This window comes from Thauera mechernichensis, from assembly GCF_029588855.1.
GTDB classification, from domain to species: Bacteria; Pseudomonadota; Gammaproteobacteria; order Burkholderiales; family Rhodocyclaceae; genus Thauera; species Thauera mechernichensis.
The window spans coordinates 1-20,037 of record NZ_JARQZE010000001.1; the positions used below are offsets into that span (position 1 = coordinate 1).

Here is a 20,037-nt window from a genome sequence, read left to right on the forward strand (position 1 = left end):
CCGGCGTCTGGCACCACCCCCTGCTCGCACTCGACGAAATCTGCGACTTCATCGTCATCGACCGCAGCGGACCAGGGCACAACTGCGACGAGATCCAGCTCGAGACCCCGGGCAGGATCGCAGCGCCGGGCTGAAGTCACACCCCGGGGCTGCCATGCGCCAGGACAGTGCGCAAGCCCTGGACCGCACACGAATGCGGTGCATGCACGCCACAGACAGGGCCGTGAGCACACCTGTCAGCAAACCAGAAAACAATCACAACAAACTGTTTTTACTTATTATTTTTTGTATTCTTAAATCGATACAGCGATTTTTACAATCTGTCACGAGAGATGCTTAGAGAAGATCACCTCACCCACAGGAGATCTTCATGAAGCCTCTCGCCGCCCTACGCACCCCGCGCGCACTGCGCCACACGGTCCTTGGCGCAGGCCTGCTGTCTGCGCTCGCCATCGGCGCCACCCTGCCTTCGACTGCACTCGCCCAGGGTACCGTGCGCATCGGCATGACCGCCTCCGACATTCCGCTCACCTCGGGCGCACCCAACTCCGGCTTCGAGGGCGTGCGCTTCACCGGCATGACGCTCTACGACGCACTGGTGAGCTGGGACCTGTCGAGCGCCGACCGCGCCGCGCCACTGGTGCCGCAGCTCGCCACCGAATGGAGCGTGTCGAAGGAGGATCCGCGCAAGTGGACCTTCAAGCTGCGCGAGGGCGTGCGCTTCCACGACGGCTCGACCTTCAACGCCGACGCGGTAGTGTTCAACTTCGCCAAGGTCTTCGACCAGACCGCGCCGCAGTTCGATGCCAAGCAGGCCGCACAGGTCGTCGCTCGCCTGCCGGCCTACGAGAGCATCCGCAAGGTGGATGACTACACGGTGGAGATCACCACCAAGACGCCGAACGCGATGCTGCTCAACCAGCTGCCCTTCATGTTCTTCTCCAGCCCGGCGCAGTGGGAGAAGCTCGGCCGTGACTGGAATGCCTTCGAGACCCAGCCCTCGGGCACCGGCCCGTTCAAGCTCGAGAGCCTGACCCCGCGCGAACGTGCGGTGCTGGTCCCCAATACCGACTACTGGAACCCGGCGCGCCGCGCCAAGGCCGACCGCCTGGTGCTGATCCCCATCCCCGAGGGCAACACCCGTGCCAATGCCCTGCTGTCGCGCCAGGTGGATTGGGTTGAGAACCCGCCGGCCGACATGCTGCCGATGCTCGGCAGCCGCGGCTTCACCGTCACCAGCAACGGCTATCCGCACATCTGGCCGTGGCAGTTCAGCTTCGCCGAGGGCTCGCCCTGGCTCGACAAGCGCGTACGCCAGGCCGCCAACCTGGCGGTCGACCGCGAGGCGATTCGCCAGCTCCTCGGCGGCAACATGGTGCCGGCGCAGGGCCTGCTGCTGCCGGACGACCCGGCCTTCGGCAAGCCCGCCTTCGAGATCCGCCACGACCCCGCGGCTGCCAGGGCCCTGCTCGCCGAAGCCGGCTACGGCCCGGACAAGCCGCTGCGCGCCAAGGTGCTGATCTCGGCCTCGGGCTCGGGGCAGATGCAGCCGCTGCCGATGAACGAGCTGATCCAGCAGCAGTTGAAGGCGGTCGGCATCGAGGTCGAGTTCGAGGTGCTGGTGTGGGAGACCCTGTTCAACAACTGGCGCCAGGGCGCCAAGGACCCGGCCTCGCTCGGCGCCCACGCCACCAACATCACCTTCGCCACCCACGACCCCTTCGCCGCGATCATCCGCTTCATGGACAGCCGCAACGTGGCGCCGGTGTCGCTGAACTGGGGCTACTACGCCAACCCGAGGGTCGACGCCCTGATCGGCGAGCTGCAGACCGCCTTCGACCCCGCGGAGAACCGCCGCGTCTATACCGCGCTGCACGAAACCCTGGTCGAGGATGCGCCCTTCCTGTTCGTCGGCCATGACGTCGGTCCGCGCGCGATGAGCAGCCGCGTGCAGGGCTTCGTGCAGGCCAAGAGCTGGTTCCAGGACCTCACCCCGGTCCACATGAAGCCGTGATCCGGCACCGGCGGCGGTGTGCGCTAGGCACGCCCCGCCGGCCATCCACCGGCCGCGCCTGAGCGCCCCTGCTCGAATGGGGGGGCGTACGCCGGCCGCTTCCCGGACTGGAGGGCAAGCATGTTCGCATTCATCTTCAAGCGCATCCTGTATGCGATTCCGATTGCACTCGCGGTGGCCGCAGTGTGTTTCTCGCTGGTCCACCTCGCCCCTGGCGACCCGCTGACGGCGGTGATCCCCGCCGACGCCCCGGCCGAGGTGGTCGCCGCGATCAAGCAGGCCTACGGCATGGACCGCCCGCTGGTGGTGCAGTTCGGGGCCTGGGTGCAGCGCGCGCTGCAGGGCGACCTCGGCCTGTCGGTGGCCACCGGACGCCCGGTGATGGGTGACATCGCGCTCGCCCTCGGCAATACCCTGCTGCTGGCAGTCGCCGCGGCAGTGATCGGCTTTGGCGGCGGCATCGTGCTCGGCACGCTGGCCGCCTTCTTCAACGGGCGCTGGATCGACAAGCTCGCCACCGCAATCGCGATCACCGGCGTATCGGTGCCGCACTACTGGCTCGGCCTGGTGCTGGTGATCGTGTTCTCGGTGCAGCTCGACTGGCTGCCCTCGATGGGCGCGGGCGCGGATGGCTCGGGCGAATGGCGCTGGGACTGGGCCCACCTGCAGTACCTGGTGCTGCCGGCGGTGACGATGTGCTTCATCCCCATGGGCATCGTCACCCGCACCGTGCGCGCCACGGTGGCCGAGATCCTCAACGCCGAGTTCGTCAGCGCACTGCGCGCGCGCGGCCTGGGCGCGCTGGCCATCACCCGCCACGTGGCCAAGAACGCCGCCCCCACCGTGCTGTCGGTGATGGGCCTGCAGTTCGGCTACCTGCTGGGCGGCTCGATCCTGGTGGAGACGGTGTTCTCCTGGCCGGGCACCGGCTTTCTGCTCAACACCGCGATCTTCCAGCGCGACATCCCGCTGCTGCAGGGCATCATCCTGGTGCTGGCGATGTTCTTCGTCGCGCTCAACCTGCTGGTGGATGTCGTGCAGACCCTGCTCGACCCGCGCATCAAGAGGAGCTGAACGATGACGAACGCGTCTTCCACCACGGCCGCCGCCATAGCGCCGGCCACGGTCGTGGCGCCGCTGCGCTCGCGCGGCTACTGGGCCACGGTGTGGTTGCGCCTGCGCCGCGACAAGGTGTCGATGGGCTGCGCCGGGCTGCTGCTGGGCCTGATGCTGATGGCGCTGCTGGCACCCTGGCTGGCCCCGCACGACCCCGCGCAAGGGGTGATGAGCCAGCGCCTGGCGCCGATCGGCACCCCGGGCCACTGGCTGGGCACCGACGAGCTGGGCCGCGACATGCTGTCGCGCCTGATGCACGGCGGCCGCATGAGCCTGGTGATGGGCCTGCTGCCGGTGTTCATCGCCTTCGTCGTCGGCACCGGCCTGGGCGTGGTGGCCGGCTTCTTCGGCGGCTGGCTCAACAGCGTGATCATGCGCACGACCGACGTCTTCTTCGCCTTCCCGGCGGTGCTGCTGGCGATCGCGATCTCGGGCGCGCTCGGCGCCGGCTTCGCCAACGCGATCATCTCGCTGACCCTGGTGTTCATCCCACCGATCGCGCGCGTGGCCGAGAGCATCACCACCTCGGTGCGCAACCTCGACTTCGTCGACGCGGCACGCGCGACCGGCGCCGGCGCATTCACGCTGATCCGCGTGCATGTGCTGGGCAACGTGCTCGGCCCGGTGTTCATCTACGCCACCAGCCTGGTATCGGTATGCATGATCCTCGCCGCCGGCCTGAGCTTCCTCGGTCTGGGCGTGAAGCCGCCGGTACCGGAGTGGGGCCTGATGCTCAACACCCTGCGCCAGTCCATCTACCTGCAGCCCTGGGTCTCGGTGCTGCCTGGCCTGATGATCTTCATCACCTCGCTGTGCTTCAACCTGCTCTCGGACGGGCTGCGCAGCGCCATGGACATCAAGCGGTGAACGCCATGAACACTCCAACCCCCTCCGCCCCCCTGCTCCAGGTCCAGGACCTGAAGAAGCACTTCGCCGCCGGGCGCGACTTCTTCGGCCGCCCGCGCCAGTGGGTACGCGCCGTCGAGGGCGTCAGCTTCGACGTCCATCGCGGGCGCACGCTGGGCATCGTCGGCGAATCGGGCTGCGGCAAATCCACCACCGCCCGCCTGCTGATGCACCTCATCGAACCCGACGAGGGGCGCATCCGCATCCGCGGCCAGGCGTTCGGCAACGGCGTTGGCCGCCACCCGCTGACGGCGCTGCGCAAGCACATGCAGATGGTGTTCCAGGATTCCTACGCCTCGCTCAACCCGCGCCTGACCATCGAGGACAGTATCGCCTTCGGGCCGCAGATCCACGGCATCGCCCCCAATGCCGCACGGGCGCTGGCGCGCGACCTGCTCGACCGCGTCGGCCTCAAGCCGGACGTGTTCATCCGCCGCTATCCGCACGAGCTCTCGGGCGGCCAGCGCCAGCGGGTGAACATCGCGCGCGCGCTGGCGATCCGGCCGGAGATCGTCATCCTCGACGAGGCCGTGTCTGCACTCGACAAATCGGTACAGGCCCAGGTGCTGAACTTGCTCGCCGAGCTCAAGCGCGAGTTCGACCTCACCTACCTGTTCATCTCGCACGACCTCAACGTGGTGCAGTACGTCAGCGACGAGGTGATGGTGATGTACCTCGGCCAGGTGGTCGAATCCGGCCCGGTGGCCGAGCTCTACGCGCGCCCGCTGCACCCCTACACGCGCGCCCTGCTCGACTCGGTGCCGGCGCAGACGCCGGGCGAGCGCCGCCAGCACGCGGTGCTCGAAGGCGACCCACCCAACCCGATCGCGCCGCCCGCCGGCTGTCGCTTCCACCCGCGCTGCCCGCATGCCGAGCCGGTGTGCGCACAGCAGGTGCCCGCGCTGCGCCGGGTCACCGGCCAGCAGGTCGCCGCCTGCCACCGCCTGCAGCCGGACTCCGGCTACAGCCGCGTGATCACCCTCGAGGAGTTGCCCGCATGAGCCACCCAATGGTCGAAGTCCGTGACCTGCGTGTCACCTTCCGCAGCGAGGAAGGGCCGATCTATGCCGTCGACGGCGTGGATCTGGACCTGGCGCCCGGCGAGACGCTCGCCCTGCTCGGCGAGTCGGGCTGCGGCAAGAGCGTGACGATGAAGTCGCTGATGCGGCTGCACCCGGCGCACAAGACCCGCATCGAGGGCAGCATCCGCATAGCCGGCGAGGACGTGCTGGCGATGAACGCCGGCGCGCTGTCGCGCCTGCGCGGCAAGACGGTGGCGATGGTGTTCCAGGAGCCGATGCTCGCCTTCGACCCGGTGTTCACGATCGGCGAACAGATCTGCGAGGCAGTACGCCGTCACGAGGGCTGCAGCCGGGCCGATGCCCGCGCCCGCGCGCTGGAGATGCTCGAGCGCGTGCAGATCCCTTCGGCGCGCAAGCGCCTGGACGCCTATCCGCACGAGATGAGCGGGGGCATGCGCCAGCGCGCGATGATCGCGCTCGCGCTGTCGTGCCGGCCGAAGGTGCTGCTCGCCGACGAGCCGACCACCGCGCTCGACGCCACGGTGCAGATCCAGGTTCTCCTGCTGCTCAAGGAACTGCAGCGCGAGATGGGCATGAGCATGATCTTCGTCACCCACGACGTTGGCGTCGCCATCGAGGTCGCCGACCGCACGGCCGTGATGTACGCCGGACGCGTCATCGAGCAGGGGCCGATCGACACCGTCATGCGCGCGCCCTGGCACCCCTACACCCAGGGCCTGCTGGCGGCGACGGTGCATCCGGGCATGGACCGCCGCCAGGCGCTGAACGCGATCCCCGGCTCACCCCCGCAGCTGACGCGGCGCATTCCCGAATGTGCATTCGCACCGCGCTGCACCCTCGCGAGTGCGAGCTGCCACGATCCGCTGCCCCCTGCACGTATGGACGGCGACCGCCTGCTGCGTTGCATACAGCCGGCAAGCGCTCGCTGAGAGGCGTGCACAAACTATTTGTGCGCAATCGGCATGAGATCCTCACCTTATCCGTTTACGTCGCGCGCAGAGCCCACGAAAATGAGGGTTGTGCGATAAACCCAGTGTTGCCACATGCCCACAACCCGCCCGGCCCGCCCCCGCAAGTCGCCCGAGACACCCGTCGTCCTTGCCGACGAGGCATCCGAACGCCGGCGCGCACCACGCGCCCGCGATGCCGGGGGCACTTCGGCTGCGCCAGCCCTCGACAACCAGCGCATCTACGACCTGATGTTCGAGGCCATCGCGCACCGCAAGCTGCCCCCCGCCACCAAGCTGTCGGAGGAGCGCCTTTGCCGGGTGTTCGGTGTCAGCCGCACGCGACTGCGCGAGATCTTCTTCCGTCTTGCGCAGGACCGCATCATCACCCTCAAGCCCAATCACGGCGCCTATGTCGCGAGTCCGAGCGCACGCGAAACCAGTGAGGTCTTCGCCGCACGGCGCGCGATCGAGACTGCGGTGGTCGAGACCCTTGCCCAGGGAATCACGCCCGAGGCGCTCGAGCGCCTTGAGGCGCATCTCGCCCAGGAGGGTGCCGCACGCCTGGCGCATGACCACGCCGCCCTTACCCGGCTGACCGGGGATTTCCACCTACTGCTGGCCGAGCTCACGGGCAACAGCCTGTTCATCGACATCACCCGTCGTCTGGTTGCGCTCAGCAGCCTGATCATCTCGCTGTACGACTCCCCGGACGCCAGCGCCTGCAAGGACCACGAGCACCTCGACATCGTCGAGCACATCCGCCGGGGCGACGGCGAGGGCGCACGCGAACAGCTGCTGGTGCACCTCAAGCATGTGGAGCAGACGCTGAGACTGGACGACGATGATGAGCACTTCGATCTCGAGTCGGTATTCGAGGCCTTGCTGAAGGCCTGAACAAGGGCAGATACGCAGTCGCTGATGTGCCTTATAGGCACGCGCGCACCCTGCCCCGGGAGCTCGGGCCTAAACTTCGCGTCCAGCGTCGCCGCGCACCGGCGACAACGGCCTTCGAAACCAACGCCCAAGCCTCATGCTCCTCGGCCTCTCACTGTTCTATGTCGGCGCCGTACTGATCCTGAACGGCCTGTGGATGCTCGAACGGATCGGTGATCGCGAGATCTCGATCATCAACCTGTTTACCGGCGGGCTGACGCTGCTGGTGTCCCTCAGGCTTGCCTTCGGCGCCGATGCCGACAGCGCTTCGATTCGGGCAGCTGCACTATCCCTGCTGTTTTCATTCACCTACCTGTGGGTCGCCTACAACCGCTTCACCGGTGCAGACGGGCGCGGCCTTGGATGGTTCAGCCTGTTCGTTGCGATCACCGCCGTACCGGTGGCGATCGATAGCCTGGGCCAGGCGGCGAGCGCCCGGGACTGGTGGCTCGGCCTGTCCTGGGCCGCGTGGGCGGTGTTGTGGCTGCTGTTCTTCCTGCTGCTCGCATTGCAGAAGCGGATCGTGCGCCTGACCGCCGCCGTCGCCATCGGCCAGGGGATATTCACGGGCTGGCTGCCGGGCTACCTGCTGCTGACCGGCACCCTGCACTAGGCGGCGCCCTTTCCGCTGCGCACGCCCCCTTCTGCTGCGCGCGGCGCCTCCCAGTAGCCCGGTGCGTTATAGATCGCCTTCAGGTGGTCGATGAATCGACGCACCTTCGCCGGCAAGTGGCGTTGCTGCGGATACACCGCCTGGATGTCGTAGCTGGGCACGGCAAACTCGTCGAGCACCGTGACCAGCTCACCGCGCTTGAGCTCGGCCTGGATCTCCCAGGTCGACCGCCAACCCACCCCGAGTCCCTGGCGAACCCAGTCGAACAGGAGCTCGCCGTCGTTGCAGGCCAGGTCGCCCTCGACCCGCACCGCAAACAGCTTGTCGTCGCGCTGGAAGGTCCACCCGCGCTGCTGGCCACCGGCAAGGTTGAAGGCCAGGCAGTTGTGACGGGCGAGATCCTCGGGTTGGCGCGGAATACCATGGCGTTCGAAGTAGTCCGGGGTGGCACATACCACCCGTCGGTTGGGGAACAGGCGTACCGCAACATAGTTGGGATCCGTGACCTCACCAATGCGGATCGCCATGTCGTAACCCTCCCGCACCAGGTCGACCAGGCTGTCGGTGAAGTTGAACGACATGCGCAGCTCCGGGTGCAAGGCCTTGAACGCCGTTGCATGCGGCGCCACGTGGCGACGGCCAAAGGCGGCAGGGGCGGAGACGACAAGGTGGCCCCGTACCACGTCGCGCCCCGCGCTGAGCGCACGCTCGATCTCGTCGAACTCGCGCAGCAGGCTGCGGCCCTGGTCGACGAGCTGCTCGCCGAGCTCGGTGAGCGTGAGACCCCGCGTCGATCGGTGCATGAGCTTGACGCCAAGACGGCGCTCGAGCGCATCCAGGCGGCGTCCCATGACGACCGGCGTGACGCCCTCGACCAGTGCAGCCGCTGCAAAGCTGCCCTTCTCCGCCACCAGCACGAAGCTGCGGATTTCGGTATAGCGATCCATGTCTCCTCCAGATACTCGGACGCGGGGTGCTCAAGCCCCTGGCGGAACATACATTCGAGTCATGTCCACTTCGAATACGGCCCATAAAGACCCGTAGATAGTGCGCGCGAGAACCCGTCAAAGCCCTCGGTCGATACTTTACATATCGACAGAACCGACCGCCAGCCCAATTCAGGCAGCTCGCGAAGGCTCGTATGCTTCAGCCATCGATTTCAACGACATCCACCCCAGGAGACGAAAATGGCCCGCATGAGAGCAGTCGATGCCGCAGCCGCGGTGATGCGCAAGGAAGGCGTGAGCACGGTGTTCGGCGTGCCCGGCGCCGCGATCAACCCGCTTTACTCGGCGATGAAGAAGAATGGCGGCTTCCAGCACATCCTCGGTCGCCACGTCGAGGGCGCCTCGCACATGGCCGAAGGCTACACCCGCGCCAATCCGGGCAACATCGGCGTGTGCATCGGCACCTCGGGCCCGGCCGGCACCGACATGATCACCGGGCTGTACTCGGCCTCGGCAGACTCCATCCCCATCCTGTGCATCACCGGCCAGGCGCCGCGCGCCCGCCTGTACAAGGAAGACTTCCAGGCGGTCGATATCGAGTCGATCGCCAAGCCGGTGACCAAGTGGGCCGTGACGGTGCGCGAGCCGGCGCTGGTTCCGCGCGTGTTCCAGCAGGCCTTCCACATCATGCGCTCGGGCCGTCCCGGCCCGGTGCTGATCGATCTGCCCTTCGACGTGCAGATGGCCGAGATCGAGTTCGACATCGACACCTACGAGCCACTGCCCGCCTACAAGCCCGCCGCCACTCGCGCCCAGGCCGAGAAGGCGATGGCCATGCTCAACGCCGCCGCGCGCCCGCTGATCGTCGCCGGTGGCGGCGTGATCAACGCCAACGCCGCCGCCAAGCTGCAGGCGTTCGCCGAGCTCACCGGCGTGCCGGTCATCCCGACCCTGATGGGCTGGGGCACGATCCCCGACGACCATCCGCTCATGGCCGGCATGGTGGGCCTGCAGACCGCACATCGCTACGGCAACGCCACCATGCTGGCGTCCGACTTCGTGTTCGGCATCGGCAACCGTTGGGCCAACCGCCACACCGGCTCGGTCGAGGTCTATACCGAGGGCCGCAAGTTCGTGCATGTGGACATCGAGCCGACCCAGATCGGTCGTGTCTTCGGGCCGGACTACGGCATCGTCTCGGACGCCGGCGCGGCACTCGACCGCCTGATCGAAGTGGCGCGCGAGATGAAGGCTGCTGGCCAGCTCCCCGACCGCAGCGCCTGGACCGCCGAATGTCAGCAGCGCAAGCGCACGATGCAGCGCAAGACGCATTTCGACAACACGCCGATGAAGCCGCAGCGCGTGTACGAGGAGATGAACCGCGTCTTCGGCCAGGACACCTGCTACGTCAGCACGATCGGCCTGTCGCAGATCGCCGCCGCGCAGTTCCTTCATGTCTACAAGCCGCGTAATTGGATCAACTGCGGCCAGGCTGGCCCACTCGGCTGGACCATCCCGGCCGCGCTCGGGGTGTGCGCAGCCGACCCGCAGCGCAAGGTTGTGGCGATCTCAGGCGACTACGACTTTCAGTTCATGATCGAGGAGCTGGCGGTCGGCGCACAGTTCAAGCTGCCCTACATCCACGTGCTGGTGAACAATGCCTACCTCGGCCTGATCCGCCAGTCGCAGCGCGGCTTCGACATGGATTACTGTGTGCAGCTCGCGTTCGAGAACATCAACGCACCGGAGACCGAAGGCTACGGCGTCGATCACGTGGGCGTGGTCGAGGGTCTGGGCTGCAAGGCGATCCGCGTGCGCACGCCGGAGGAGATCCAGCCCGCCTTCGCCAAGGCGCAGCAGTGGATGGAGACATACCGCGTGCCGGTGGTGGTCGAGATCATCCTCGAGCGCGTCACCAACATTTCGATGGGTACCGAGATCAACGCCATCAACGAGTTCGAGGAACTCGCCGAGAGGGGCGCGGATGCGCCGACCGCGATCTCGATGCTCGACTGACCCCTGCCTCACCCCGCCCCGCCGCCGCGGGGCGCAAGCGAACCACGGAGAACACGACATGCCCAAGTTCAACGCCAACCTGACCATGCTCTTCAACGAGGTGCCCTTTCTCGACCGCTTCGAGGCGGCCGCGGAAGCGGGCTTCAAGGGCGTGGAGTACCTTTTCCCGTATGCGTTCGACAAGGACGCGCTTGCCGAGCGCCTGGACAAGCACCGCCTGGTGCAGGTCCTGCACAACCTGCCGGCCGGCAACTGGGAAGGCGGCGAGCGCGGCATCGCCTGCCATCCGGACCGGGTCGGAGAGTTCCAGGACGGCGTCGGCCGTGCGCTCGACTACGCCACCACGCTCGGCTGCAGGCAACTGAACTGTCTCGCTGGCATTGCGCCGGCCGGCGTGGATAGGGGCAAGGTGCACGAGACCTTCGTCGCCAACCTGCGTTTTGCCGCTGGCAAGCTCGCAGAGGCCGGCATCCGCCTCCTGGTCGAGCCGATCAACACCTTCGACATCCCCGGCTTCTACCTTAACCGCACGGCGCAGGCGATCGCACTGATCGATGAAGTCGGATCAAGCAACCTGTACCTGCAGCACGACATCTATCACATGCAGCGCATGGAGGGCGAACTCGCCAACACGATCGCCAAGCACCTGCCGCGGATCGCCCACATGCAGATCGCCGACAACCCCGGCCGCAACGAGCCCGGCAGCGGCGAGATCAACTATGCCTGGCTGTTCGGCTTCATCGACCGGCTCGGCTACGACGGCTGGATCGGCTGCGAATACAAGCCCGCCGCAGGCACCCGCGAGGGGCTGGGCTGGATCCAGGCACTCGCGGGTTGAGACAGGCTCGCGCCTTGCGGCGCTCCTGCAAAGAATGACCCGGCTTCAATCACATCCAGGAAACAAGATCATGGCAAACATTGGCTTCATCGGCCTCGGCATCATGGGCACCCCCATGGCAGGCAAGCTCATCAAGGGCGGCCATACCGTCTTCACCCACACCCGTGGCGACACCCCCGCCGTGCTCCTCGAAGCCGGCGCCCAGCCCTGCACCAACGGCGCTGAGGTCGCACGCAAGGCCGACATCATCATCACCATGGTGCCCGACACCCCGCACGTCGAGGACGCGCTGTTCAACCCGGAAGGCGTCGCGGCCGGCTTGTCGGCGGGCAAGATCGTGGTCGACATGAGCTCGATCTCACCGGTTGCCACCAAGGACTTCGCCAAGCGCATCAACGCGCTCGGCTGCGAATACCTCGACGCCCCGGTCTCCGGCGGCGAGGTCGGCGCCAAGGCAGCCAGCCTGACCATCATGGTCGGCGGCAGCGAGGCGGCATTCGACAAGGTCAGGCCGCTGTTCGAACTGATGGGCAAGAACATCACCCTGGTCGGCGGCAACGGCGACGGCCAGATCACCAAGGTCGCCAACCAGATCATCGTCGCACTCAACATCGAGGCGGTGGGCGAGGCCCTGCTGCTGGCCGCGAAGGCCGGTGCCGACCCGGCCAAGGTGCGCCAGGCGCTGATGGGCGGCTTCGCCAATTCGCGCATCCTCGAAGTGCATGGCGAACGCATGGTCAAGCGCAGCTTCGACCCGGGCTTCCGCATCGAGCTGCACCAGAAAGACCTCAACCTGGCGCTCACCACCGCCCGCCAGCTCGGCGTGTCGCTGCCCAACACCGCCACCGCGCAGGAGCTGTTCAACGCCTGCAGCGCGCACGGCGGCGCGAAGTGGGACCACTCGGCGATGGTGCGCGCGCTCGAGAAGATGGCCAACTTCGAAATCGGGCAGTAAGCGCTCGCCGGTCCGCCCCCAACCCCTTACAGCCCATAATCACAAAGCGCCGGCACGGATCGGCGTAACCCGGGTGGCACGTTATCCCCGACGTGCCACCCACCCACCGAAGGAGATTCCGATGCGCCACCTCGCCATCGACGTCGGCTCGTTCCGCTTCGTCGCCCGCCTGGAAGAAGCTGCCGCGCCCAAGACCTGCGCCGCCTTCCTGGACCTGCTGCCGTTCTCGAACCAGGTGATCCACTCGCGCTGGAGCGGCGAGGCCGTATGGGTGCCGCTGGGCGAGTTCGATACCGGCCTGGGTTTCGAGAACCACACCAGCCATCCTTCGCGCGGTGACATCCTGCTCTATCCCGGCGGCTTCTCCGAGACCGAAATCCTGTTCGCGTACGGCAGCAGCTGCTTCGCCAGCAAGATGGGCCAGCTCGCGGGCAACCACTTCCTGACCGTGGTCGAGGGCATGGACCAGCTCTACGAGATGGGGCGGACGGTGCTGTGGAAGGGCGCGCAGTGGATCCGCTTCACCGACCTGGGAGAGCGCTGACGGAGAGCCTCGCCGGCATCCAGGCGCCACCAAGCGCGCGGGCATGATCGCGCTCGACTGCAACGACCAAGAGACAACGACTATGAGATCAACCCACGCCCTCACCCTCGAGGATGCACGCTCCATCGCCACCGCGGCCGAGGCAGAGGCACGCGCCCACGGCTGGGCGGTGAGCATTGCCATCTGCGACGCCGGCGGGCATGCCCTGTGGCTTCAGCGCATGGATGGCGCGCCGCTGATGAGTGCAATGGTGGCACCCGAGAAGGCGCGCACCAGCGTGCTCAGCGGCAAGCCCAGCAAGGCCTTCGAAGAGATGGTCAATAACGGCCGCTACGCGGCGCTGGCAATGCCGGTGGTGCCACTCGAAGGCGGCGAACCCATCCTGGTGGACGGCAGCGTGATCGGCGCAGTCGGTGTTTCCGGGGTCAAGGCCGGCGAGGACGCACAGGTCGCCCGTGCCGGCGTCGCTGCACTTGCAATCCGCGCCGAGCCCGCCACCCTGGAGAAAACCGCATGAAACGCGAACGTAGTGCCCGCATCCTCGCCACGCTGGGCCCGGCCAGCGCCAGTCGCGAGCGCATCCGTGAACTGGCGCTGGCCGGCGCGGACGTGTTCCGCCTGAACTTCAGCCATGGCAGCCACGAGGACCATGCCGAGCGGATGAAGCAGATCCGCGAGGTCGAGCACGAGCTCGGCCGCCCGATCGGCGTGCTGATGGATCTGCAGGGGCCAAAGCTGCGTGTCGGTCGCTTCGCCGAAGGCCGGGTGACACTCGGCCCGGGCGCGCGCTTCCGGCTTGACCTCGACCCGACGGCGGGCGACGCCGTACGCGTCAACCTGCCCCACCCCGAGATCTTCGCCGCGCTCGAGACGGGCACCGAACTGCTGCTGGACGACGGCAAGCTGCGCTTGCGGGTGGACGCCTTCGGTGCCGACTTCGCCGATACCACCGTGCTGGTGGGCGGCGTGTTGTCCGATCGCAAGGGCGTCAACGTGCCCGGCGTGGTGCTTCCGATCTCGCCACTCACTGCAAAGGATCGGGCCGACCTCGACTTCGGCCTGGCGCTCGGGGTGGACTGGGTGGCACTGTCCTTCGTGCAACGCCCGGAGGACATCCGCGAGGCGCGAGAGATCATCGGCGACCAGGCCTGGATCATGGCCAAGCTGGAGAAGCCGGCCGCCATCGAGCAGCTCGAGCCCATCGTCGCCCTGGCCGACGGCATCATGGTCGCGCGCGGCGACCTTGGCGTCGAGATGCCACCGCAGCAGGTGCCGGTGCTGCAAAGGCGCATCGTACGCGCTGCTCGTGCCGCTGGCCGCCCGGTTGTGGTCGCGACGCAGATGCTGGAGTCGATGATCGGTGCGCCGGTACCGACCCGCGCAGAAGCCTCGGACGTGGCAACGGCGATCTATGACGGCGCCGATGCGGTGATGCTGTCGGCCGAATCCGCCTCCGGCCAGTATCCGGTCGAGGCGGTATCGATCATGCACCGCATCATCTGCGAGGTGGAGCACGACCCGGCCTGGCGCAGCGGGCTGGAGGCGAGCCACACGCCCGCCGCGGCCAACACCCCGGACGCGATCTGCTGCGCGCTGCGACGCGTGGCCGGACTGCTCGAGCCCGCTGCCACGGTGGCCTACACGACGACCGGCTTCAGCAGCCTGCGCGCCAGCCGCGAGCGCCCTGCCACCCCGATCCTGGCACTGACGCCGCATGTCGGTACGGCACGACGCCTGGCTCTGGTGTGGGGCGTGCACGCGGTGCCCTTCGAGGAAGTACACGACGTCGCCGAGATGGTGGACCATGCCGCCAGCGCAGCGGTGGCGCACGACTTCGCGGCCCCCGGCGACGTGGTGGTGGTGATTGCGGGTCTGCCGTTCGGGCGTAGCGGTAGCACCAACCTGCTGCATATCGCCCGCATTCCCGACTGAGCACCGCACGCAGCATGAAAAAAGCCGCGGGTGACCGCGGCCTTTTTCATCAGTACTGCGAGGCAGCTTACTTCTTGCCTGCGGCCAAGCCGTTGACGATCTCCTGCTTGGCTTCCTCGACCGTGCCCCAGCCCAGGATCTTGACCCACTTGCCGGGCTCGAGGTCCTTGTAGTGCTCGAAGAAGTGCACGGTCTGCTTCATCAGCAGCTCGGGCAGATCGTCGGTGCTCTGCACCTTGTCGTACAGCGGGGTCAGCTTAGACACCGGCACGGCGACGACCTTGGCATCGACGCCGCCATCGTCTTCCATCTTCAGCACGCCGACCGGGCGGCAGCGGATCACGACGCCGGGCGCGAGCGGGAACGGGGTGACGACCAGCACGTCCACCGGGTCACCGTCGCCAGCGATGGTGTGCGGCACATAGCCGTAGTTGAGCGGGTAACGCATCGAGGTACCCATGAAGCGATCGACGAAGACGGCGCCGCTGTCCTTGTCCACCTCGAACTTGATCGGATCACCCTGAGCGGAGATCTCGATGATGACGTTGATGTCGTTCGGCACGTCCTTGCCGGCGCTGACCAGATCGAAACCCATACATCCCTCCCGTGGAAAAATTGTGCGCGGATTATAGGGGGAAACCACAATGTCTTGCACTGCACCACACCCACCGGCCACGCTCAGGCCGGCGCATCGAACCCGGCATCCTCCACCGCTGCACGCATGGCGTCGACCGAAACCTGCGCTGGATCGAAGCGCACGGTCGCACTGCCCTGTTCGAGGGACACCTGCACGTCCTCGACACCGGCAATGCCCTTGAGCACACCGGTCACGTTCCTGACGCAGCCGCCGCAGCTCATGCCTTCGACCTTGATCGTCACTTCGCTCATGCAGCACTTCTCCTCATCATTGATTGACGGCCCGCCGCGCCAGGGCCTCAGGTAATGCACACCACGCCGCTCCACAGGTCGCCGCCGAGCGTGGGCGCGTGGTAGAGGCCGAACAGCCCGAAGCCAAGCACGAGCAGCCCCGAAGCGATGCGCACCTTGCGATTGCGGGTGAAGTCGCGGAAACGCTTGAACAGCATGCCGGCCAGCAGCAGGTTGGGGAGCGTCCCAAGACCGAAGGCGAGCATGAGCCCGGCGCCGCGCACACCCGAACCGGTGACGAGCGCAGTGGCCAGAATGGAGTATGTGAGTCCGCAGGGGATGAAGCCCCACAGCATGCCAAGCGGCAAGGCCTGCCTGGGCGACCGCGCTGGCAGGAAACGACGTGTCGCCGGCTGGATGCGCCGCCACAGCACATGGCCGGCGCGCTCGAACGGCGCAAGCGGGCGGGTAAAACCGGTGAGGTAAAGGCCGAGTGCAACCAGCATCAGGTTGGCCAGCACATAGAGCGTCATCTGCACCGGCAGCATGCCGTCGTACAGCATGCCGACCGAACCGATAAAGCCCACCGCGGCGCCGAGCGCGGTATAGGTGCCGATCCGCCCCAGGTTATAGGCGAGGTGCAGCGGCCACTGCGGCTTCCCGCCGGGCACCTGAACCTGCATGGTGAGGGCGCCGACGATGCCGCCACACATCGACACGCAGTGAGTGCCGCCGAGCAGGCCGATCAGGAAGACGGCCAGGTAACCTGTTTCGGGCATGGGGGAAGAGCGATCCGGTGCGGCGCGAGGCAAAAACGCATTTTACGCCTGCACGCCCGCAACCGCATGCGACAAATCGCCCCGCCCTCGCGATCGCGTGACTCAGATCACCCTGGAGTAGCGCGCGCGCTCACGGTCTGCGCGCAGATAGCGGTCGAACACCATGGCGACACCGCGCACCAGCAGGCGACCAGCAGGCTCGACGCTGATCCAGTCGCCCTCGATCTTCACCAGCCCGGCCTTCTGCATCTCCTGCAGGTCGGCAAGTTCCTCGGCGAAATAGGAGCGGAAGTCGATCAGGTGGGCGATCTCGATCGACTGCATGGACAGCTCGAAGTGGCACATCAGCGCCTGGATGATCGAACGCCGCAACAGGTCGTCGGCGGTAAGTTCGATGCCACGCAGGACCGGCAGCTCGTCACGGTCGAGCGCATCGTAGTACTCGTCGAGCGTCTTGACGTTCTGCGCGTACACCGGACCGATCTTGCCGATTGCCGATACGCCGAAGGCAAGCAGATCGCACTCGGCCTGGGTGGAGTAGCCCTGGAAGTTGCGGTGCAGACGGCCCTGGCGCTGAGCAACGGTGAGTTCGTCATCCGGCTTGGCGAAGTGGTCCATGCCGATATAGACGTAGCCGGCCTCGGTAAGGCGACGGATGCCGAGCTGCAGCAACTGCAGCTTGGTGTCTGCAGTGGGCATGTCGCCGCTGTTGATGCGGCGCTGCGGCTTGAACAGGCCCGGCAGGTGGGCATAGCTGTAGAGAGAGATGCGATCGGGCGAGATCTCCAGCACCTGCTCGAGGGTACGGTTGAAGCTGATCACGTTCTGCTTGGGCAGACCGTAGATCAGGTCCATGCTCACGGACTTGAAGCCCGTGGCACGTGCCGCGTCGATGACGAGCTTGGTCTCGTCATAGCTCTGGATGCGGTTTACCGCCGCCTGCACATCTTCGGCGAAGTCCTGCACGCCAACGCTCATGCGGTTGAACCCAAGCTCGGCGAGCAGTTTCACGGTGTCGAAGTCGACCTTGCGCGGGTCGACCTCGATCGAGTATTCGCCATTGGGAACGAGCGTGAAGTGTTCGCGCACCGCGGCCATGAGCTCGCGCATCTCGTCATGCGACAGGAAGGTCGGCGTTCCCCCACCGAGGTGGAGCTGCGTGACCTGGCGGCTGCCCTCCAGGCATTCCGCCTGCATCGCGATCTCCTTGGCCAGGTATTTCAGATACTTGGCCGAGCGCCCATGATCCTTGGTGATGATCTTGTTGCAGGCACAGTAATAGCAGATCGTGTTACAGAAGGGGATGTGGAAGTATAATGAGAGCGGTTTGCTGACGCCGCCGACCGCCCTTTTTGCGAGCCAGGCCTTGAGCGCATCGGCGTTGAAGGCCTCGACGAAGCGGTCCGCTGTCGGATAGGACGTGTAGCGCGGTCCGTTGATGTCGAATCGGCGGATGAGTTGCGGATCGAAGATGAGTTGGTTCTGGCTTGTCATGATCTTGCTGCGGCAGTGTGTGCCAAACAATGGCAGATCGCCGCGTTTTTTTGGTTGACGTGGGTCAACGGGCGTGATGTGTTGCCCGATCGAACCACTCCTGAGCCAGGTCTGGCGTCTTTTGTCGGGGAAGCAGGATTATCGTGCAGATGAGGGCGAGCGTGCCAATTACCGTGAACGGGCTCAAGTCTGCCTGTTCGCAGTGCAACCTGGTCGAGTTGTGCCTGCCCTTCGGGATGTCCGACAGCGAGTTGAACCGCCTGGACGAACTCGTTGGCGCGCGGCGCAAGGTCAAGCGCCAGCAAAGCCTGTATCGTGCGGGCGATCCGTTCGAGGCGATCTACGCCATCCGCGCCGGTTCGTTCAAGACCGACGTGCTGCTCGAAGACGGCCGCGATCAGGTGACCGGCTTCCAGATGACCGGAGAGATTCTCGGCCTCGACGGCATCAGTGCAGAGTCGCATACCTGCAATGCGATCGCCCTCGAGGACAGCGAGGTCTGCGTGATCGCCTATGACAAGCTCGAGCAGATGTCACACGAAGTGGAAGGCCTGCAACTGCAGTTCCACAAGGTGATGAGCCGCGAGATCGTGCGCGACCACGGCGTGATGATGCTCCTCGGTTCGATGCGCGCCGAGGAACGGCTGGCGGCGTTCCTTCTCAACATGTCGCAGCGCTTCAATGCGCGTGGCTTCTCGGCGCAGGAATTCCACCTGCGCATGACGCGCGAGGAGATCGGTTCCTACCTGGGGCTCAAGCTCGAGACGGTGTCTCGCGCTTTCTCCCGCTTCCAGGACGAAGGGCTGATCTCGGTGCAACAGAAGCACGTGCAGTTGCTCGATCCCACCGGGCTCAAGCGCCTGATCCAGCACCAGCACGGCGCGCGCTGACGCTGGCCGCCCCGCCTCGACGGCCGCCATTGTTCAGGCAAGGAAGCCTGCGGGATTCTTGGTGAAGGCGACCGACACGATCCATACGTACACGGACAGGGCGGCCGCAAAGGCGCCCGCACGCACCGGCTTGGTCGGGCCGCGCTTGAGTGCAAGCGTGCCAAGCAGCACGTATGCAACCAGGCCACCGACCTTGGCGGTCACCCAGTCGGCGGCAAACGGGTACTGCGCGATCATGACCGCCAGCGTGATCGCTGACAGCAGCAGCAGGCTGTCGATGATGTGCGGCAACACACGGGTGAGCCGGTGCGAGAGCATCGAATTGCCCGTCAGCATCCACATGCCGCGCAGCAGGAAACCCGCTGCGCTAAGCACGACGCAGACGACGTGAACGTGTTTGATCGCGTAGTACATCCTTTCTCCTTGCAAGGGCTGGCAAGCTGCCGGTCTCGGGGCGACAGGTATTGTCGCCCGTCTCGGGTAAGATTACGAATCGTTCCGGAGCCAAAGCAATGTCCCAGCACCCCCATGTCGACATCCCTGCCCTGCTGCATCGCATCCCGCTGTTCAGTGAGTTGTCGGAGTCGGATATCCAGCGTGTGTCGCGCTACACCCGCGATCGGCATGTCGGCAGGGGCGAAGTGCTGTTCCAGCGCGGCGACCAGCCCCACGGCTTCTATTTCGTCGTATCGGGCCAGATCAAGCTGGCCTTCTCGTCGCCACAGGGCACCGAGAAGGTGGTCGAGATCGTGGGTGCGATGCAGAGCTTCGGCGAGGCGGTGATGTTCATGAACCACCCCTACCCGGTCTTTGCGGAGGCCTTGTGCGACACGGTGCTGATCCATGTCGGCCAGGCGGTCGTGACCGAACTCATCGACCAGGATTCAACCTTCGCTCACAAACTGCTGGCCGGCATGGCGATTCGTCTGCACAGCCTGATCCAGGACGTCGAAACCTACTCGCTGCGCTCGAGCATGCAGCGCGTCATCGGCTACCTGCTGCAGGTGGCGGACAGCGACACGCCATGCGAGATTGCGCTTCCCACCAGCAAGCAGGTGATCGCCTCGCGCCTCAACCTGACCCCCGAGACGCTGTCGCGAATCTTCCATGACCTCAGCGAAGCAGGCCTGATCAGCGTGCAGGGCAAGCGCATCACCTTGCACGACCCTGCACGCCTGGCACGGCACAACGCCTGAGGCC

At 66.2% G+C, this 20,037-nt stretch carries 22 protein-coding genes; 16 read left to right on the plus strand and 6 right to left on the minus strand.

The window, feature by feature from the left end; genetic code table 11:
• The 8 genes from P7F68_RS00005 to P7F68_RS00040 all read left to right on the plus strand — a co-directional run.
• The coding region (locus P7F68_RS00005; protein ID WP_277830539.1) for an ureidoglycolate lyase at positions 1-134 on the plus strand (134 nt) is incomplete at its 5' end.
• Between the two features lie 236 nt (positions 135-370).
• Entirely contained in the window at positions 371-2,014 is a 1,644-nt protein-coding gene (locus tag P7F68_RS00010; RefSeq protein WP_277829633.1) for an ABC transporter substrate-binding protein, read from the plus strand.
• A 120-nt stretch (positions 2,015-2,134) separates the two neighbouring features.
• Entirely contained in the window at positions 2,135-3,088 is a 954-nt protein-coding gene (locus tag P7F68_RS00015; protein WP_002924350.1) for an ABC transporter permease, read from the plus strand.
• Between the two features lie 3 nt (positions 3,089-3,091).
• Positions 3,092-3,997, plus strand: a complete 906-nt coding sequence (locus P7F68_RS00020; protein ID WP_277829638.1) for an ABC transporter permease — start codon at positions 3,092-3,094, stop codon at positions 3,995-3,997.
• Positions 3,998-4,002: 5 nt separating this feature from the next.
• A complete protein-coding gene (locus P7F68_RS00025) occupies positions 4,003-5,037 on the plus strand; it encodes an ABC transporter ATP-binding protein (protein ID WP_277829640.1) in 1,035 nt (344 codons plus the stop codon).
• On the plus strand, positions 5,034-6,008 hold the full coding sequence (locus P7F68_RS00030) for an ABC transporter ATP-binding protein (protein WP_277829643.1): 975 nt from the start codon (positions 5,034-5,036) through the stop codon (positions 6,006-6,008). Before P7F68_RS00025 ends, P7F68_RS00030 begins: the two co-directional genes overlap by 4 nt.
• Positions 6,009-6,122: 114 nt before the next feature.
• Positions 6,123-6,923 carry a GntR family transcriptional regulator gene (locus P7F68_RS00035; RefSeq protein ID WP_002924358.1) on the plus strand — a complete coding sequence of 267 codons (801 nt, stop codon included), beginning with the start codon at positions 6,123-6,125 and terminating at the stop codon, positions 6,921-6,923.
• A 136-nt stretch (positions 6,924-7,059) separates the two neighbouring features.
• Entirely contained in the window at positions 7,060-7,575 is a 516-nt protein-coding gene (locus P7F68_RS00040; RefSeq protein ID WP_002924361.1) for an AmiS/UreI family transporter, read from the plus strand.
• Here P7F68_RS00040 and P7F68_RS00045 read toward each other — a convergent pair.
• The gene (locus tag P7F68_RS00045) at positions 7,572-8,522 is read right to left on the minus strand and encodes a LysR family transcriptional regulator (protein ID WP_002924362.1); all 951 of its coding nucleotides are present in this window, start codon (positions 8,520-8,522) and stop codon (positions 7,572-7,574) included. The two genes, P7F68_RS00040 and P7F68_RS00045, sit on opposite strands and share 4 nt — an antisense overlap.
• Positions 8,523-8,762: 240 nt before the next feature.
• Between P7F68_RS00045 and gcl the strand changes: the two genes are divergently transcribed.
• From gcl to pyk, 6 genes are all read left to right on the plus strand, one after another.
• Positions 8,763-10,538 (plus strand): glyoxylate carboligase, encoded by a 1,776-nt coding sequence (gcl, locus tag P7F68_RS00050; protein ID WP_277829650.1) that lies wholly within the window; start codon positions 8,763-8,765, stop codon positions 10,536-10,538.
• Positions 10,539-10,596: 58 nt separating this feature from the next.
• Positions 10,597-11,376: a hydroxypyruvate isomerase gene (gene hyi / locus P7F68_RS00055; RefSeq protein ID WP_277829652.1), complete on the plus strand. Its 780-nt coding sequence runs from the start codon at positions 10,597-10,599 to the stop codon at positions 11,374-11,376.
• Between the two features lie 70 nt (positions 11,377-11,446).
• A complete protein-coding gene (locus P7F68_RS00060; RefSeq protein WP_277829654.1) occupies positions 11,447-12,331 on the plus strand; it encodes a 2-hydroxy-3-oxopropionate reductase in 885 nt (294 codons plus the stop codon).
• Between the two features lie 121 nt (positions 12,332-12,452).
• A complete protein-coding gene (locus P7F68_RS00065) occupies positions 12,453-12,875 on the plus strand; it encodes a DUF3830 family protein (protein WP_002924371.1) in 423 nt (140 codons plus the stop codon).
• Between the two features lie 82 nt (positions 12,876-12,957).
• Positions 12,958-13,392 carry a GlcG/HbpS family heme-binding protein gene (locus P7F68_RS00070; protein WP_270068266.1) on the plus strand — a complete coding sequence of 145 codons (435 nt, stop codon included), beginning with the start codon at positions 12,958-12,960 and terminating at the stop codon, positions 13,390-13,392.
• The gene (gene pyk, locus P7F68_RS00075; RefSeq protein ID WP_270068267.1) at positions 13,389-14,807 is read left to right on the plus strand and encodes a pyruvate kinase; all 1,419 of its coding nucleotides are present in this window, start codon (positions 13,389-13,391) and stop codon (positions 14,805-14,807) included. The genes P7F68_RS00070 and pyk overlap by 4 nt, the downstream gene beginning before the upstream one ends.
• A 67-nt stretch (positions 14,808-14,874) precedes the next feature.
• Here the strand turns inward: pyk and ppa are convergent, their stop codons facing one another.
• The 4 genes from ppa to hemN form a co-directional block, all read right to left on the minus strand.
• Positions 14,875-15,402, minus strand: a complete 528-nt coding sequence (ppa, locus tag P7F68_RS00080; RefSeq protein WP_002924376.1) for an inorganic diphosphatase — start codon at positions 15,400-15,402, stop codon at positions 14,875-14,877.
• 83 nt (positions 15,403-15,485) lie between these two features.
• A complete protein-coding gene (locus P7F68_RS00085) occupies positions 15,486-15,695 on the minus strand; it encodes a heavy-metal-associated domain-containing protein (protein ID WP_002924377.1) in 210 nt (69 codons plus the stop codon).
• Between the two features lie 47 nt (positions 15,696-15,742).
• Positions 15,743-16,453, minus strand: coding sequence for a sulfite exporter TauE/SafE family protein (locus P7F68_RS00090; RefSeq protein WP_002924378.1), 711 nt, complete (start codon positions 16,451-16,453; stop codon positions 15,743-15,745).
• Between the two features lie 102 nt (positions 16,454-16,555).
• Positions 16,556-17,947 (minus strand): oxygen-independent coproporphyrinogen III oxidase, encoded by a 1,392-nt coding sequence (gene hemN / locus P7F68_RS00095; RefSeq protein WP_002938169.1) that lies wholly within the window; start codon positions 17,945-17,947, stop codon positions 16,556-16,558.
• 149 nt (positions 17,948-18,096) lie between these two features.
• Between hemN and fnr the strand changes: the two genes are divergently transcribed.
• Complete coding sequence (fnr, locus tag P7F68_RS00100) at positions 18,097-18,837, plus strand: fumarate/nitrate reduction transcriptional regulator Fnr (RefSeq protein WP_002924380.1); 741 nt, start codon at positions 18,097-18,099, stop codon at positions 18,835-18,837.
• A 33-nt stretch (positions 18,838-18,870) separates the two neighbouring features.
• On the opposite strand, the gene P7F68_RS00105 is transcribed toward fnr, so the two are convergent.
• Positions 18,871-19,251: a SirB2 family protein gene (locus P7F68_RS00105; protein ID WP_277829664.1), complete on the minus strand. Its 381-nt coding sequence runs from the start codon at positions 19,249-19,251 to the stop codon at positions 18,871-18,873.
• Between the two features lie 98 nt (positions 19,252-19,349).
• Here P7F68_RS00105 and P7F68_RS00110 point away from each other — a divergent pair, with 98 nt between their 5' ends.
• Positions 19,350-20,033, plus strand: a complete 684-nt coding sequence (locus tag P7F68_RS00110; RefSeq protein WP_002924384.1) for a Crp/Fnr family transcriptional regulator — start codon at positions 19,350-19,352, stop codon at positions 20,031-20,033.
• Positions 20,034-20,037: the final 4 nt, after the last annotated feature.